The following is a 15,245-nucleotide window of genomic DNA, read 5'->3' as shown; positions in this document are numbered from 1 at the left end:
CCTGGCTTGACCTTAGTGAAACAGAAGGAAGACCGTATGGCACGCGCCCTCGTCATGATCCCTGCGGGAGAAGTGTACGATCACGACAATGTCCGCTGGTATCGTCACACCGACGTTCAGGGCAGCATCAATCACTATCACAATATCGGCGATGCCTTCGTTTTCGAGTCGTCGTTGAAGCTGATGAATTACGAAAAGGCTTCCGAACTCCCGATTACCAATTTCTCGCCGGAGAAGATCGATCAGCTGCGCGAGGAATTTGATTATGTGATCCTGCGCGGCTCGAATTATATCAACAAGGATATGAACTGGCGCGACACGATCCCGGTGCTGCAGCGGCTGAAATTGCCGGTCATTGCATTCGGCGTCGGAGCCCAAGCGCCGGTAAGAGGGGAAATACAACTTTCCGAAGAAACGAAGGCGGTCCTGCGCATCATCGCAGATTCCACTACATCCATCGGTGTGCGTGGCGCTTATACCGCCCAGGTGTTGAACGATATCGGCATCCGCAATGTGCGCATTGTCGGTTGCCCAACCGCGTTTCGTCGCAACAACCAGCATCTGCGCATCAAGTTGCCGCCGCTGGAAAACGTTACGCAAGTCGGCGTTACGGTTCGCCGCGAGGTTTCACCGGCCTATGCGCAGGATATCGAGCAATATCTGACCCGTCACCGCGACCTTCTCAAATCCATGGCTAAACGCTTCGATGTGACATTGATGGCGCAGGGCGAAATCGATGAAAAGAAGTTGGTCTTCGGCAGGGCGGAGCAGAAGGAAGAGGCTATTGCAGCCCTCAAGAACCATCGCTGGACAGCGGACTGGTATTTCGACGAGACTATAGAAAACCTCTATCGCCATCGTATGTTCTATTCGGATGTCGTTGCCGATTACGAGGAACTGGTGCGCAGGCAACAGCTCGTTCTCGGCTATCGCCTGCATGGTAATCTGATGGCACTGGCCAATGGCGTGCCGTCCATCTATTTCACCTATGACAGCCGCACGGCTGAATTCGCTGAGACCTACAAGATACCAAGCTATGATGTCTTCAGCGACAAGCCTTTCCAACTGGAAGATTATTGGGATCAGTCGCTGTTCGACAAATACAATCGGGCATGGTTCGAGACTTATGCCGAGATGAAGCAGTTTCTCGATGAAAATGGTGTCGACAACAAGATGACCGAAACCGGACTGCCCATCGCGGAGTTGAAGGTCGCGTGAGATCTAGTTCTCTGGCAGTTGGGCGGAACCCTTGCCCTTCTGCTCTTCTGCCAGAAGCGACCATGCGGCGATGAACATCGCAGCAATTAGCGGCCCGACCACAAAACCATTGATCCCGATCAGTGAAATGCCCCCAACCGTGGAGATTAGCACGACATAATCCGGCATGCGGGTCCCCTTTCCGACAAGCGGCGGACGCAAAAGATTATCGACCAATCCGATCACGAATACGCCGACGAAAACCAGAATACCTCCGCTGATCCATTCTCCGCTCGCAAAGAACCACGCCGCTGCCGGTACCCAGACGAGTGCCGCGCCGACCGCTGGAAGCATGGAGAGAAACGTCATCAATACGCCCCAGAGCAAAGCCGCCTCGACGCCTAAGGACCAGAAAGTCACGCCGCCTATCGTACCCTGAATGATGGCAATGATGATATTGCCTTTCACCGTCGCACGGATAACAGCGATGAACTTTTCCAGAAACTGCCGCGTATAATCGTCGTTGAGCGGAATGGCCTGCCTGATCTTCCGGCCAAGATCCGCACCGTCGCGGAAAAGGAAGAACAGCAGATAGAGCATGATGCCAAAGCCGATGAAGAATTGGAGCGTGTTCTGGCCGAAGCTGACCAGTTTTCCGGCAAAAAGCTGACTGCCCTGCATAATCGCGGATGATATGCGTGCGCGCCATTCAGCGAAATCGCCCAGTTCGAACCGGGTCAGCCACTCCTCCAGCGAATCCGGCAAGGCGCCCAGAATGCGTGAGATATAACTGTTCAGATCGAACTCCCGACTGCTCAGGCGTTGATAGAGGGAATTCCCCTCCTGTACCAGCGAGCCGAAAATCGCAAGCATCGGAATGATGACCAGACAAATGCACATCAACACGGATAGCAGAGCCGCAATATTTTTTCGACCACCAAGAAGACGTTCAAGGCGCTGTTGTACCGGCGAGAACACCACAGCGAGGATAACAGCCCACAGAACCGCCGAATAGTAAGGCAGCAATAGCCACGCAAAGGCAATGGTGACCAGTGCCAGTAGGATATAAAAGCTCGCGCGCTGGACGGACATAATCACCTGCTGCAGTTTTCCGGGTCGGGAAACCCTGCCCGGAAAACCATTTCAGTTCAATAGAGAAGCATAGTTCCGGCGAGTCATGCTGCTTTCAGAGGCACCAGCTTTTCATTGGGAAGTGAACGGGCAAGCGTGCTCAGAAGATCGCTTTGCGACACCAAACCGATGATGCGGCGCATTTCATCGACCACCACGACAGCATGCGCCAATCCATCTGTCAGGCTGGGCAAAAGGCTCATCACCGGATCGGTTTGGGAAGCGGTTGGAGCCTCCACAATATAACTTCTGAAATCGTCGCCCGGATGCATCAATTCGCGCAAGCCGACCACGCCCTTCAGGCGCCCATCGGCCCCACGCACGGGCAATGTCATGAGATTATGCCTCAGGATCAGCTCGCGCGCTTGGCTCGCCGTAGCATCTTCACCGATACTAACGACATCGCGGGACATAATGTCCGCGCAGGTCAGGTCGCCGTGGGAACGAATGGACACTTCAAGCTCCACCTGCCGCAGCAGACGTCCGAGATCGTTGCGATCGATATCGAAGCTTTCATCCAGAGCAAGCAAGGCGCGGTCGATATCTTCCTCGCGGATACCCATCCGGACCGACGGCGGCAGGTCTTCCGTGCTGTGCTTGTTTACCGGAGCGGCAGCCGCGACATGCGGATATTTCCGGCGCGACAGTTTGTGAAACAGGATACCCAAGCCGACGAGAAGGCACGAATTCAGCGCGACCGGCACAAGCGGAAACAGGAATCCCCACTTGGCAACCGCCGAACCACCCAGAACAGCAGTCAGTGCTGCTGCGCCGCCTGGTGGATGAAGACTGCGGGTAGCCGACATCGCCGCAATGGCGAGAGCCACTCCGAGGCCGATTGCCAAAGCCGGATCATCGACAAACTGGGTGACGGCCAATCCCACAAATGCTGAAATCGTATTACCGCCGATGATCGACCATGGCTGAGCCAGCGGGCTTGTCGGAACCGCAAAAAGCAAAACCGCTGAAGCGCCGATTGGTGCCACGATCAAAGGCAGATGCGGACCGGTTCCCAGCAAAATGCTCGATATGAATCCGGTCAGCGCGATACCGATCAAAGCACCAAGGCAGGCAATCGAACGTTCGCGCAGTGTTGCACCGGCAAGGACCGGCTTGAACAGTCGGAACGCGCGCGACTGGTCTTGTTCAGGATCTTTTTGGGTCATTCCGTCAATCAGGCCGATGATAGGGAAGCTTCAGCGAAAACCCGTTGAAGCTAAAGACTGTTCTCTTGGGGGTGAGTCAATATCCTGCCCTTGCCGGATTCGAACAAGAAAGCAAATCCGTATCCACTTGCCGGAATGGAAAAATCGTTCCTCGTTCATCAACTCATCGAGAACAATGGTCTCAACGCCATCTCAAGCCCGAGAATCATAAGGCCGATCAGAAACCATCGACGGAAGTTTTCCGGTCGAATCTTGCGGCGACACACCTGCCCTATGAACATGCCGACCAGTGATGGAAAGACGGCCAGAACGGATGCCAGCAAAAAATCGCCCGAATAGGCCTGCCTGCTCGAAAGTCCGACCGCAAGTGCGGTGGTCGAGACAGTGAAGGAAAGCCCGAGCGACTGTACGAGATCGTCTTTTCTGAAACCCAGCGATTGCAGATAGGGTACAGCTGGAATGACGAATATTCCAGTTGCACCGGCGACCAGGCCAGTCAACAGCCCGACGACAGGAGACAGCAGGCGCTCAAACCTTTCCGGTATCTGTAACTGGCGGGCAAACAACGTGTAGGCTGCGTAGATAACAAGCGAGAAACCCAGCATCGACGTTGTGACTGCAATATTTCCGCTGACCAGAACCACCGCTCCCGCAATGGTGCCGACTGCAATGGCAAGCATCATGCTCCAGAGACGAAGCATAAGCTGACCGAAACTAGGCCCCGCCAGAAGCTGCCAAAGATTGGTGATGAACGACGGAATAATCAGCAGGCTTGCAGCTGCGAGCGGAGATATCAGCGCGCCCAATATGCCCATGGCGACTGTGGGTAGCCCCATTCCTGTCACGCCTTTGACAAAGCCGGCACCGAGAAATGTAACCGCAATCGTCAGGATCAAGGATAAAGAATAAGTCATGCCCCTGCTATAGCGACTTGGCCATCGGACGGAATGCGGAAGTTCCTTATCGAGCCTTCGACTTTTCCATAGGCAGAATTCGCGCTACCATCGCTTATGCGTTTTGATCTCACAGACCTCCGCCTATTTCTCGCCGTAGCCGATACCGGCAGCATCACGCATGGCGCGGCCGAAGTCGGCCTGTCGCTTCCCGCTGCGAGCGAACGCCTGCGTGACATGGAAGCCGCAGGCCAGGTGTCGCTTCTGGAACGAGGGCGACGCGGCGTTGCCCTCACGGAAGCGGGCGAAGCGCTCCTCCATCATGCGAGGGTTGTGATGCGGCAAATGGCCGACATGCATACCGAGTTGGGCTTGCATGCCAAGGCCATGCGCACGGCCATTCGCGTTGCGGCGAATACCGCCGCCGCCACAGAATATCTTCCAGTACGGCTTGCCAGCTGGATGGCTGATAATCCCCGCATCGATGTGGAACTGAAAGAACGGCAGAGCAGTGATATTGCCCGCGCCGTTTTGCGCGGTTTCATTGAGATCGGCATTCTGTCGGATGCAGCAGAAACCGCGGGATTGGAACTCGTTCCTTTTGCAACAGATCATTTGGTGCTGATTATGGCCAGACATCATCCTTTGGCCGAACATAAGCGTGTGAGCTTCCTCGATCTTCTGCAGGAACAATTCATCGGCCTTTCCGCGGGTGCTTTGCAGGAGCACATCGAAATACAGGCAACCCGACTAGGGGGCCGACTTAAAATCAGGACGAGGCTTCGCACTTTCGAAGGCGTCGGCAATATGGTTGCTGCCAATGTAGGCATTGCGATCATTCCGCAAACGGCTGCCCGACGTCTCAGAAAGGCGCTCCCCATTGCGACTGCGACACTAGCTGACGCGTGGGCGACAAGAAACTTAGTGATCGCTGTACGATCCCTGAATGACTTAACCACACCTGCCAGAAATCTTGTCGATCACCTCACCTTGGGCGGTCGACCTCTCGCAAAAAAGACCGCGAGAGGTTGAACCATAGCACTTTTACGAATTGAGATCTGCAAGTAGATCATCATAGACCTTGCATGCGCCTTCGAGATCGCTCGTTGCCTGCGTCTGAGCACCGCTCATTTTCTGCGCGATTTCGTGAGCTTTCTGGGGGTTCGAAGCAGCCACTTCCTGCATTTTCGTGGCGACTTCCATCGCCTTTGCCTGGACCTCCTCAGTCGTGCAGGCAAAGGATGGAGTTGCCAGAACAACGAACAAAGCGCCTAGAAGATATTTTTTCATAATAGTCCTCTCCTAATCTATTTTCATGAATGCGCATTGCACCTAGCAAGGAATTTTCTTTAGCTCTAGCTAAAACAATAGTTCACCAGAATACTTCACAGAATTGCAATATATCTGGATGAACATAACTATCAGCATTTCAGCATAGGAAGCGACCGGCGAGACCGTGTGCAGGCGTACGGTCCTGGCACCACAAGCGAGCTACCCAGACTTTGGTAGTATAAGCGCTTTCATTGAAGCTCAGGCATTGGCAAGCCGCCAGGATACATCTACATTCTCGTTAGAGACCACCGGATAATCATGCCGTTTCAAGAGCAAGCTCGGTGTTGAATCTTTCTGTCGCAGTGACTTGATAATATCGAAATTGATTGCCCGAAGCGCCCAAAGAGGCGTGGGGAACTAAATTCTAAATACGGGCTTGCCCGCCGCAACATAGTCTGGGAGGACACTATGATGAAGCTTATCGCCACTCTGGCGACAACACTTGCTATTTCCACCGCAGCTTTCTCCGCACAAGCACAAAACTATCCGGAACGGACGATCACCATGGTCGTGCCTTTCGCTGCAGGCGGCCCGACGGACACCGTGACGCGGCTGGTCGCGGAATCCATGTCCAAGGATCTCGGACAGCAGGTTATCGTCGAAAATGTCGGCGGCGCAGGCGGAACACTCGGCGCGGGGCGCGTCGCAACCGCCGAGCCGGACGGCTATACCCTGCTGCTTCACCACATCGGCATGGCTACAAGCGCTACGCTCTATCGCAAGCTCGCCTATGACACGCTGAATGCGTTCGAATATGTCGGCCTCGTCACAGAGGTTCCGATGACCATCGTTGCCCGCAAGGACCTTGAGCCGACCGACCTCAAGGGGTTGATCGAATATGCCAAGGCCAACAAGGATACAGTGACAGTCGCCAATGCCGGTATCGGCGCGGCATCACATCTGTGCGGTATGCTGTTCATGAGTGCGATTGAAACTCCGCTCGTCACCGTCCCTTACAAGGGAACAGGTCCGGCCATGACCGATCTGCTCGGCGGGCAGGTCGACGTCATGTGCGACCAGACCACGAACACGACCAAGCAGATTCAGGCAGGTACAATCAAGGCTTACGCCGTCACCTCGCCCGAACGTCTGGACGTCTTGAAAGACCTTCCAACGACCAAGGAAGCCGGTCTGGACGGTATGGAGGTGGGTATCTGGCACGGCATCTACGCCCCCAAGGGAACGCCGGCTGAAATTACCGAACGCCTGTCGAAATCGCTTCAGGTGGCTCTGAAAGACCAGAACGTGGTTGCCCGCTTCGCTGAACTGGGCACAAAGCCGTCACCGGAATCGGATGCGACACCAGCCGCACTGAAGGCCAAGCTTGAATCCGAAGTCGCACGCTGGAAGCCGATCATCGAGGCTGCCGGACAATACGCAGACTGATCGTATTGCAAGCATTCAAGGCGCGTCTTTTGGCGCGTCCTGATTGTCGTCTCCTGTAGCTGCGCGTCGAAACAGCGGCCATCGGGATCGGTGATCCGACTTCATATGCCGGACCTTCGGCATAGCCCTTTCAACGGCAAATCCGAAAGACGATTGGCCCATGAACGAGCCCTCAAGAAAATTTTCAATCGATCCGACCAACGGATTGTGCGGCGCCCTTCTCGCACTGACCGGCGCGTTTTTCGCCTATCAGTCGCTAGGTCTGGACATCGGCACATCGCTTCGCATGGGACCGGGATATTTCCCGCTTGTCCTGTCCGGTGTCCTGATCCTGCTTGGACTGGTCATTCTTATTCAGGCGACACGTGTCGCGGGCGAACCAATGGGGCCGATTGCATGGCGCGGCCTGTTCTTTATTCTGCCTGCTCCGATATTCTTCGGTCTGACCGTGCGTGGCCTCGGTTTCGTGCCGTCGTTGTTCCTGACCTGCCTCATCGCCTCTTTCGCCTCAATGCGCATGAAACCGCTTGCTGCAATCATTCTTGCTGCTGCAATCACGGTCTTCTCCGTCATTGTGTTCAGTTACGCGCTCGCGCTGCCCTATCAGCGTTTCGGGCCCTGGTGGCCGTTCTAAGGGGGCATGAGCATGGAACTTTTCAACAATCTCGCGCTTGGCTTTTCAACCGCATCGACGCTTGCCAATCTTGGGTTCTGCCTCATCGGTGTGCTGCTCGGCACATTGATCGGCGTCCTGCCTGGCATCGGCGCTACGGCCACAATCGCCATGCTTCTTCCGGTCACGTTCCAGATCGGTGATCCGGTTTCCGCACTCATTATGCTCGCCGGTATCTATTACGGTGCCCAGTATGGCGGCTCGACAACCGCAATTCTCATCAACATGCCGGGTGAATCCTCATCCGCCGTGACGGCCATCGACGGTTACCAGATGGCACGTCAAGGACGAGCCGGTGCAGCACTTGCAATTGCGGCAATCGGTTCATTTTTCGCCGGCACTGTTTCCACCTTTCTGGTAGCGGTATTCGCTCCGCCGCTAACTGAAATTGCCCTGAAATTTGGCTCCGCTGAATACTTCTCGCTGATGGTCGTCGGGCTGGTGTCGTCTGTGGCGCTTGCTCACGGTTCCATCATCAAGGCACTGGCGATGGTCGTTCTGGGGCTTCTGCTCGGTCTTGTCGGCACCGACATCTACACAGGAGCACCACGATTCACACTTGGTATTACGGAATATGCCGACGGGCTCAACTTCGTCGCGGTTGCAGTCGGCGTGTTCGGTATCGCCGAAATATTGCGCAATCTTGAAAGCGAACATACGCGCGAAGTGCTGATGGCTAAAGTCACAGGACTGATGCCGACGCGAGACGATTTCAAGCGCATGACTGCGCCGATCCTGCGTGGAACCGCCATCGGCTCGGCACTTGGCATCCTGCCGGGCGGTGGCGCCATCCTGGCATCCTTTGCTTCATACACAGTGGAAAAACGTATATCCAAAACACCTGAGGAATTCGGCAAAGGCGCGATTGCAGGCGTTGCAGGGCCGGAATCCGCCAATAATGCCGGTGCGCAGACATCCTTCATTCCCATGCTGACGCTTGGAATTCCGGCCAATCCGGTCATGGCACTGATGATCGGCGCCATGATTATTCAAGGCATCGTGCCCGGTCCGAATGTTGCGGCAGAACAGCCTGCATTGTTCTGGGGCGTGATCGCGTCGATGTGGATCGGCAATCTCATGCTTATCGTCCTGAACCTGCCGTTGATCGGTCTGTGGGTGAAGCTTCTGACAGTGCCTTACTATGTGCTGTTCCCCATCATCATGACCTTCTGTTCTATCGGCGTTTATAGCGTCAATTCGAACGTCTATGATCTTTATGCAGTCGCCTTCTTCGGCTTCATCGGTTACCTGCTGGCCAAACTGCGTTGCGAACCAGCTCCCTTGCTGCTTGGCTTCGTTCTCGGTCCCTTGCTGGAGGAACATCTGCGTCGCGCCATGATCCTGTCACGCGGCGACCCGGCAACTTTCTTCACCCGGCCGATCAGCGCCATTCTGCTTGCCATAGCCGCAGCCGTTCTCGTGGTCGTGCTGCTTCCCTCGGTACGCAAGAAGCGTGATGAAGTATTCGTCGAGGAGTGCTAACATAGATTAAGCCAAAAGATGACGATGGAACATTGGTATGCTATAGGAGCCAGGGGCTTGGATTGTCGTTTGAATCGCCAGCACAGAGGGAGGTGTCATGGCGGACGAACAGCGTCGAAGCATTCGGCAGCGACTGGCTGCCATCGTCATCGCAGGTATCGGCACGGCTGCCGCAAGCGTATTCTCCTACGCAACGGCGATCTATGAAGCAGCCAATCCCGAACCCATGCGGGAAGTGAGCCCCGGCGAGACAGTCGATACCGGGCGCTGGCATGTGGCCGTCACTGACGCACGCTTCGGCTCCGTTCCGCCGACCGGCGTAAAACCTTACGAACCCAAGAACTACCTCATGGTCGATGTCAGCCTCGACAATCGTTCGGCATCGTCAGCCTTTGCATCGCAAAAACTCCTGACCTTCGACCCGCCAAATCCGGCTCTGACCGATCCAACTTTCTACATCGTGCGCGACAAATGGATTGCGGGTCAGGTCCATCCCGGCATGCCGGAAAAGCTGACGGTAGCGTGGGAATGGCCGCAAGGCAAAGCTCCGCCACAGGAAGTCCGGCTCCTCATCGGCAGCGAAATCTACAAGAAGCGGGATAATCTCTATGGGGCCTCTACATGGCTTGATCGGGATCCGATCGCCGTCATTCAATTGCCAGTACATATGTCATCCGCCGGGGACGAAGGATGATGAAGTGGCTCAAAAGCGCCGTGATGCTGTGTGTAGCCATCGCAGCACTTTATGGCATGCAGCATTCCACCCCCTACTACAGCAATATCTTTTCCTCGGTCACCGTTGAGGGAAAGCAGGGAAAACCCGTCGAAACCAGCCGTTTCGTAGTTGGCATTGTAAATGCCTATCGAACCCGCCAATTGACCACACCCGGCATAGGAAGTACCCGCACCTATAGCACGGACGGCGAATGGCTGGTTATCGAGGCCGCCGCGAAAGCAAAGATCGAAAGCCTTGGCCTCGCATCTGTCGAATGGCTTGGGCCGAACGGTATCCGCTATGCCATGAGCAGCCGTCCGACACTTGCGCCTGGCATAGTGGGCTCCGAACGGCTGGAGCCGGGGATACCGCGTCCTATCCTGATGGTATTTGAATTGCCACGCGACCAGATCGCAGACGGAAAGCTGCTCATTGCCGAATCTTCACTGACTCCTCTTTCAGAACAAATACAGATTAGCATGAGCACAACGGCGAAGGACAATGTCAGCCGGTCAATTGCGATCAAACGCATGGGGGCCATCATGCCATGGCAATTGGAGGTCAGCCAATGAGTGACGCGACCTCTTCTGGCGAGCGGAAATCCTTCTGGATATGCCTTGCTCTCCTGATTATCACCCTGCCCCTTGCCGCCTTTGTCGGTTCCGATGGCGGTCTGCTGCGATGGATCGAGCAGAAGCTTCAAGAGCCGATGGTCGTGCCGCGCGGCAACGTGCAGGCTTATGGAGGCGGCAACTGGAAACTGGTCGCGCTGGACAGGTTTCCGGGCACGTTGCCGGAAACAAACATTGTGCTCGCTGAAATCGAAGTGACTATTCAGGATGCCGAACAATTGAAACAGATGATACCCTGTTTCATGACCGTGACGGACACTGCGGGCCGCCGCTGGTCGACATTATATGTATCCAACCAAACAATCCAGAAACTGAAACCGGAAGCCGCCGACAAGCCGAAATGTTACGATCTCGCCAATGAAAACGGCAACGCCCCGGTTCGTATCGTCGAGAGTTTCCTTGTACCTGCAGATGCTGGACAGCTTTCGCTATTGCTCACTATGCTTGGGAAACAACCTGAGCATCTGGTTCTGAAATAGCTCTGTTCTTCTGGCTTACCAATGCATATTCGAGAACTGCCGCCAAAAGTGCAATACGTATTGCATCAAGCAGAATACCGCCATCAAGCTCCGTCGGGCTGCCGATAAAAATAACCAGAATACTGGCAATACGCTGCCAGATTTCAATATCGTATGGTCCAAGATAATGGGTTGTGCTGTACCACATCCACGCACCGATCCAGCTTATCGCACGATAAAGAACGATAAACGACAGCAGGGTACCAAGCCCTGCCCCGGCGACCAGTTTCAGGCAGGTCCAGACAGGCCGGTAACGGCTGCGATAACCGCCCAGATAATGCGCGGCGAAGTCGCTTAGCCACTTCCGGAAGGTAGTTCCGCGAGATGGGGTTGGCGGCACAGGCGCTTTCTTCGCTGACAGATCATAGCCGTAGATGATCGCAGCCATCACCAGCCAAACCATCGGCAAGAGCGCATAGAAGAACAGATTTTGTGCCTGCACCCAAAGGCTCGGTTGCTGGAACTCCACGGGTACAAAATTTTCGGCTGCATAAGCACTTATCGAAAACCATGTGGCACTGACATCGAAACTATCGAGCAGAGACCCAGCGCCGATCCAGCGGATCAGATCGTCTTTCCACTTGTCGAGTGCAAAGAGACCGATGAATATCCAGCTTGCATCTGCAGCGACAATGAGCAGCCGCAGCCATGGCGATTGAACTTTTTCATTGGCGCGTTTGGCAATCCAGCGGATCAGCCAGCAGACAAAAATCGCGGCGATCAGGCTGCCGGAGCGCACAAGGTCGAATATGTGCATCTTCTCGCCAAAGGCAGTGCGCTCAAAAGCAAGCCGGGAATATTCGCGAACCGTATCGCCGAGAAACCCCCATGCGGCATAGTAGGCAAAGAACGGCAGTATAACGGCCGCCGTCACCATCAACATACGATCAGCCCTGCGATTGTCAGGCGAAGATGCTGTACCTCCTACGGCCGCCGTCTGACGCAACGAAGCGAGTGCAGGTAATCCAGGCCGCAACGTGGCGAACATCGTCACCACCACGAGCAACTTGACCAGCACGACCAGCGAAAGAACGACCATTCCGGCGAGCGGAAAATATCCGCCCGCGCTCACCGCAGCATCGAGCAGCAGGTCGCGCGCGATATAACCCAGCGTCCCGATAAGCAGCAACTGGGGCCAGAACCGAGCCAGAAGACGGGCTGTCAGAGCGAGCAGACCGCCGATATCCTTGAGCATCGTCATGGCCGCAGTTTAGCCAGCTGATTGGTAGGGCTCAATATATTTTATTTATCTAATTTATAGGGTGGTATTTATCCGCGGCGTGTGCCGGAAGACACGATATCGAGATAGACGGCCAGAACAAGAATGCTACCCTTGATGATCTGCTGCCAGAACGTATCAACACCGAGCATGGACATACCGTTGTCGAGGCTCGACATGATGAGCGCGCCGACCAATGCACCAAGCACGGAACCGACACCCCCGCGCATGGAGGTGCCGCCGATAAAGCATGAAGCAATGGCGTCGAGCTCGCCACCCATGCCCGCCGATGGCGTGCCTGCCGCGAGGCGTGAGGATGTCGTCAGACCGGCCACTGCCGCCATCAATCCCATCAGCGCGAAGACCGCCATCTTGACGAAATTGACGTTCACGCCGGAAAAGCGCGTTGCTTCAGTATTCGAGCCGACCGCATAGATGTGGCGGCCAAATACGGTTTGTTTTGCGATTACGGTGAAGACACCGAGGATCACCAGCAGGATCAAGACCGGAACCGGCACACCCTGATAGCTGTTGAGGATCAGGATGAAGCCAAGGATCAGAATACCGATACCGAGAAGCCTTGCGACTTCCATCCCGGAAGAAAGCGTCTGGAGATTGTGCTTGCGCTTGCTGGCCCGCGTGCGCAGCGTCATCAGGATAAGCACACCGAACAGCGCAATGGCGCAGAGATTGCCAAGCCAGCCTGGCAGATAACCCTGCCCGATATATTTGAACTCCGGCGAGATCGGCGCGATCGTGACACCGCCCATGATACCGAGCACGATGCCGCGAAACACAAGCTGGCCGCCAAGTGTGACGATGAAGGACGGTATACCGAGATAGGCAGTCAGCCAGCCGTTAAAAGCGCCAAGCGCCACACCGAGAACCAGAACCGTGCTGATCGTCGCCCATAATGGCCATCCGTAGATTACGTCGAGAACGGCAGCGATACCGCCCAAAAGCCCTAACAGCGCGCCGACCGAAAGATCGATTTCGCCAGCAACGATGACGAAAACCATGGCGGATGCGAGCATTCCGGTAATGGCCATCTGGCGCAGGAGATTGGAGAAATTACGTGCAGTCAGAAACTGCGAACGCCCCATCTCGGGATCATAGGTAAGGATCGCAAACAATGCCCAGATGAGCGCAACCACAATCAGCAGCGCGACAATCTTATAATCCGCCAGAAACTTCCGAAGGCTTTTGCCCGTCAATGTCATATCATGCACCGGTCAAATTTGAGCATTTCCAGCAAAGATGTGAAACGGTTTTGCATAAGGAAAATGCGCGAAAACAACAAGTTATTCGAGGATCAGGCCGCATTGGTGATCGGTTTGCCGATTGCAGCGGCAAGTACCTTCTCCTGGGTGAGATTTTCATTGGGGAAATCGCCGCGCAGCCTGCCCTCGCCGATCACGAGAACACGGTCGCTGATGCCGAGAACTTCGGGCATTTCGGAAGAGACCATCAGCACCGCGACACCCTGTTTCGCGAGCGCGAAGATCAGTTTGTAGATTTCATATTTCGCACCAACATCGACGCCCCGCGTCGGCTCGTCCAGAATGAGCACCTTGGGGTCTGGCAGCATCATCTTCGACAGCACCGCCTTCTGCTGGTTTCCGCCGGACAGGGATGCGATTTCCAGCATTGGATCGGCAGTCTTCACCTTGAGGCGCAGAATTTCGCGCTGGATGGTGGCCAGTTCCGCTTCCTTGTCGAGCAATCCGCGCAAGGAAAACCGATCCAGCACCGAGACCGTCATATTATAGCCCACCGGCATGATGGGCAGGATGCCATCCTTTTTGCGGTCTTCCGGCACCATGCAGATGCCTTGTCGAACCGCATCGCGCGGTGTGCGGATTTTCAGTTCTTTGCCTTCCAGAAAGACCTGCCCCTCATGTGCTCCGGGCCAGACACCAAACAGGCTGGACACCAGTTCCGTTCGCCCCGCGCCTACAAGCCCGGCGATGCCAAGGATTTCCCCTCGCCGAAGCGCAAACGAGACGTTGTCGACCACCTTGCGATCGGGATTGGTCACATCCCAGCAATTGATGTTGCGCGCCTCGAAAATAATTTCGCCAATATCGTGTGGCTCGCGCGGAAACAGGTTTTTCATCTCGCGCCCCACCATCATGGTGATGATGGCTGGCGTGGTAAGCTCCGCCATCGGCTTCGTCGCGATATGCGTCCCATCGCGAATGACCGTCACCGTGTCGGAAATTTCGGCCACTTCATCCAGCTTGTGGGAGATGTAGACGCAGGCCATGCCTTGCGCCTTGAAATCCTTGATGAGATCGAGAAGGACACGCGTTTCGGATGCTGTCAGCGCCGATGTCGGCTCATCCAGAATGAGCAGCTTCGCATTCTTGTTGATGGCCTTTGCGATCTCGATCAGCTGCTGCTTGCCGCCCGGATAATGATAGACCGGAAGCGCGACATTGATGTCGTGAATCTTGAGGCGCGCCAGAAGTTCCGTCGCGCGCGCGTTCATCTGATCATAATCGATGAAGCCGCCGCTTGTCGGCTCAGATCCCAGAAAGATGTTTTCCGCAACCGAAAGATGCGGCACCATCATAAGTTCCTGATGGATGATGACTATACCCGCGGCTTCCGTATCGCGGATGCCCGTCGCCTTGAGTTCCTGGCCTTCCCAGAAAATTTCCCCAGTCCAGGTGCCATGGGGATAAACGCCGGAAAGCACTTTCATCAGCGTGGATTTGCCCGCGCCATTCTCACCGCAAAGGCCGACACACTCACCCGCGCGCACTTTCAGGTAAATACCGTCAAGCGCTTTCACGCCGTTGAAGTCCTTACCGATATTGCGCATCTCTAGAAGATATTCGGACATCGCATATGACCTTGCAATAATGCAGCAGAATGAGCCGTCCGGCTTCAAACCAC

The 15,245-nt window shown here is 55.3% G+C and carries 15 protein-coding genes; 8 read left to right on the top strand and 7 right to left on the bottom strand.

The window, feature by feature from the left end:
- Positions 1-36 precede the first annotated feature (36 nt).
- Entirely contained in the window at positions 37-1,218 is a 1,182-nt protein-coding gene (locus MKS82_RS18560; RefSeq protein WP_240579157.1) for a polysaccharide pyruvyl transferase family protein, read from the top strand.
- A 3-nt stretch (positions 1,219-1,221) separates the two neighbouring features.
- Here the strand turns inward: MKS82_RS18560 and MKS82_RS18555 are convergent, their stop codons facing one another.
- The 3 genes from MKS82_RS18555 to MKS82_RS18545 all read right to left on the bottom strand — a co-directional run bounded on the left by MKS82_RS18555 (position 1,222) and on the right by MKS82_RS18545 (position 4,408).
- Entirely contained in the window at positions 1,222-2,289 is a 1,068-nt protein-coding gene (locus MKS82_RS18555) for an AI-2E family transporter (protein WP_109987396.1), read from the bottom strand.
- A gap of 83 nt (positions 2,290-2,372) precedes the next feature.
- Positions 2,373-3,494 carry an HPP family protein gene (locus MKS82_RS18550; protein WP_109987397.1) on the bottom strand — a complete coding sequence of 374 codons (1,122 nt, stop codon included), beginning with the start codon at positions 3,492-3,494 and terminating at the stop codon, positions 2,373-2,375.
- Positions 3,495-3,652: 158 nt separating this feature from the next.
- The gene (locus tag MKS82_RS18545) at positions 3,653-4,408 is read right to left on the bottom strand and encodes a sulfite exporter TauE/SafE family protein (protein WP_109987398.1); all 756 of its coding nucleotides are present in this window, start codon (positions 4,406-4,408) and stop codon (positions 3,653-3,655) included.
- Between the two features lie 96 nt (positions 4,409-4,504).
- Here MKS82_RS18545 and MKS82_RS18540 point away from each other — a divergent pair, with 96 nt between their 5' ends.
- Positions 4,505-5,419 (top strand): LysR family transcriptional regulator, encoded by a 915-nt coding sequence (locus MKS82_RS18540; protein WP_109987399.1) that lies wholly within the window; start codon positions 4,505-4,507, stop codon positions 5,417-5,419.
- 12 nt (positions 5,420-5,431) lie between these two features.
- Here MKS82_RS18540 and MKS82_RS18535 read toward each other — a convergent pair whose 3' ends face one another.
- The gene (locus MKS82_RS18535; protein WP_109987400.1) at positions 5,432-5,677 is read right to left on the bottom strand and encodes a hypothetical protein; all 246 of its coding nucleotides are present in this window, start codon (positions 5,675-5,677) and stop codon (positions 5,432-5,434) included.
- A gap of 450 nt (positions 5,678-6,127) precedes the next feature.
- On the opposite strand from MKS82_RS18535, the gene MKS82_RS18530 reads away from it, so the two are divergent.
- The 6 genes from MKS82_RS18530 to MKS82_RS18505 all read left to right on the top strand — a co-directional run bounded on the left by MKS82_RS18530 (position 6,128) and on the right by MKS82_RS18505 (position 11,086).
- Positions 6,128-7,105 (top strand): tripartite tricarboxylate transporter substrate-binding protein, encoded by a 978-nt coding sequence (locus MKS82_RS18530; RefSeq protein ID WP_445558089.1) that lies wholly within the window; start codon positions 6,128-6,130, stop codon positions 7,103-7,105.
- Between the two features lie 160 nt (positions 7,106-7,265).
- Positions 7,266-7,739 (top strand): tripartite tricarboxylate transporter TctB family protein, encoded by a 474-nt coding sequence (locus tag MKS82_RS18525; RefSeq protein ID WP_109987401.1) that lies wholly within the window; start codon positions 7,266-7,268, stop codon positions 7,737-7,739.
- A gap of 12 nt (positions 7,740-7,751) precedes the next feature.
- Complete coding sequence (locus tag MKS82_RS18520) at positions 7,752-9,260, top strand: tripartite tricarboxylate transporter permease (protein WP_109987402.1); 1,509 nt, start codon at positions 7,752-7,754, stop codon at positions 9,258-9,260.
- A 97-nt stretch (positions 9,261-9,357) separates the two neighbouring features.
- Positions 9,358-9,954, top strand: coding sequence for a hypothetical protein (locus MKS82_RS18515; RefSeq protein ID WP_109987403.1), 597 nt, complete (start codon positions 9,358-9,360; stop codon positions 9,952-9,954).
- On the top strand, positions 9,954-10,547 hold the full coding sequence (locus tag MKS82_RS18510) for a hypothetical protein (RefSeq protein ID WP_419190603.1): 594 nt from the start codon (positions 9,954-9,956) through the stop codon (positions 10,545-10,547). The genes MKS82_RS18515 and MKS82_RS18510 overlap by 1 nt, the downstream gene beginning before the upstream one ends.
- Positions 10,544-11,086, top strand: coding sequence for a hypothetical protein (locus tag MKS82_RS18505; RefSeq protein ID WP_109987405.1), 543 nt, complete (start codon positions 10,544-10,546; stop codon positions 11,084-11,086). Before MKS82_RS18510 ends, MKS82_RS18505 begins: the two co-directional genes overlap by 4 nt.
- Here MKS82_RS18505 and MKS82_RS18500 read toward each other — a convergent pair.
- From MKS82_RS18500 to MKS82_RS18490, 3 genes are all read right to left on the bottom strand, one after another.
- Complete coding sequence (locus MKS82_RS18500; RefSeq protein ID WP_109987406.1) at positions 11,046-12,326, bottom strand: hypothetical protein; 1,281 nt, start codon at positions 12,324-12,326, stop codon at positions 11,046-11,048. The two genes, MKS82_RS18505 and MKS82_RS18500, sit on opposite strands and share 41 nt — an antisense overlap.
- A gap of 68 nt (positions 12,327-12,394) precedes the next feature.
- Positions 12,395-13,564 carry a sugar ABC transporter permease gene (locus MKS82_RS18495; protein WP_240579156.1) on the bottom strand — a complete coding sequence of 390 codons (1,170 nt, stop codon included), beginning with the start codon at positions 13,562-13,564 and terminating at the stop codon, positions 12,395-12,397.
- A 92-nt stretch (positions 13,565-13,656) separates the two neighbouring features.
- The gene (locus MKS82_RS18490; RefSeq protein ID WP_109987407.1) at positions 13,657-15,192 is read right to left on the bottom strand and encodes a xylose ABC transporter ATP-binding protein; all 1,536 of its coding nucleotides are present in this window, start codon (positions 15,190-15,192) and stop codon (positions 13,657-13,659) included.
- Positions 15,193-15,245: the final 53 nt, after the last annotated feature.

The sequence above is a fragment of the Ochrobactrum sp. A-1 genome (genome assembly GCF_022488005.1).
In the GTDB taxonomy this organism is placed as follows: Bacteria; Pseudomonadota; Alphaproteobacteria; order Rhizobiales; family Rhizobiaceae; genus Brucella.
Note: the sequence above shows the minus strand (reverse complement) of the source record. Positions and strands in the feature narration are given on the sequence as shown.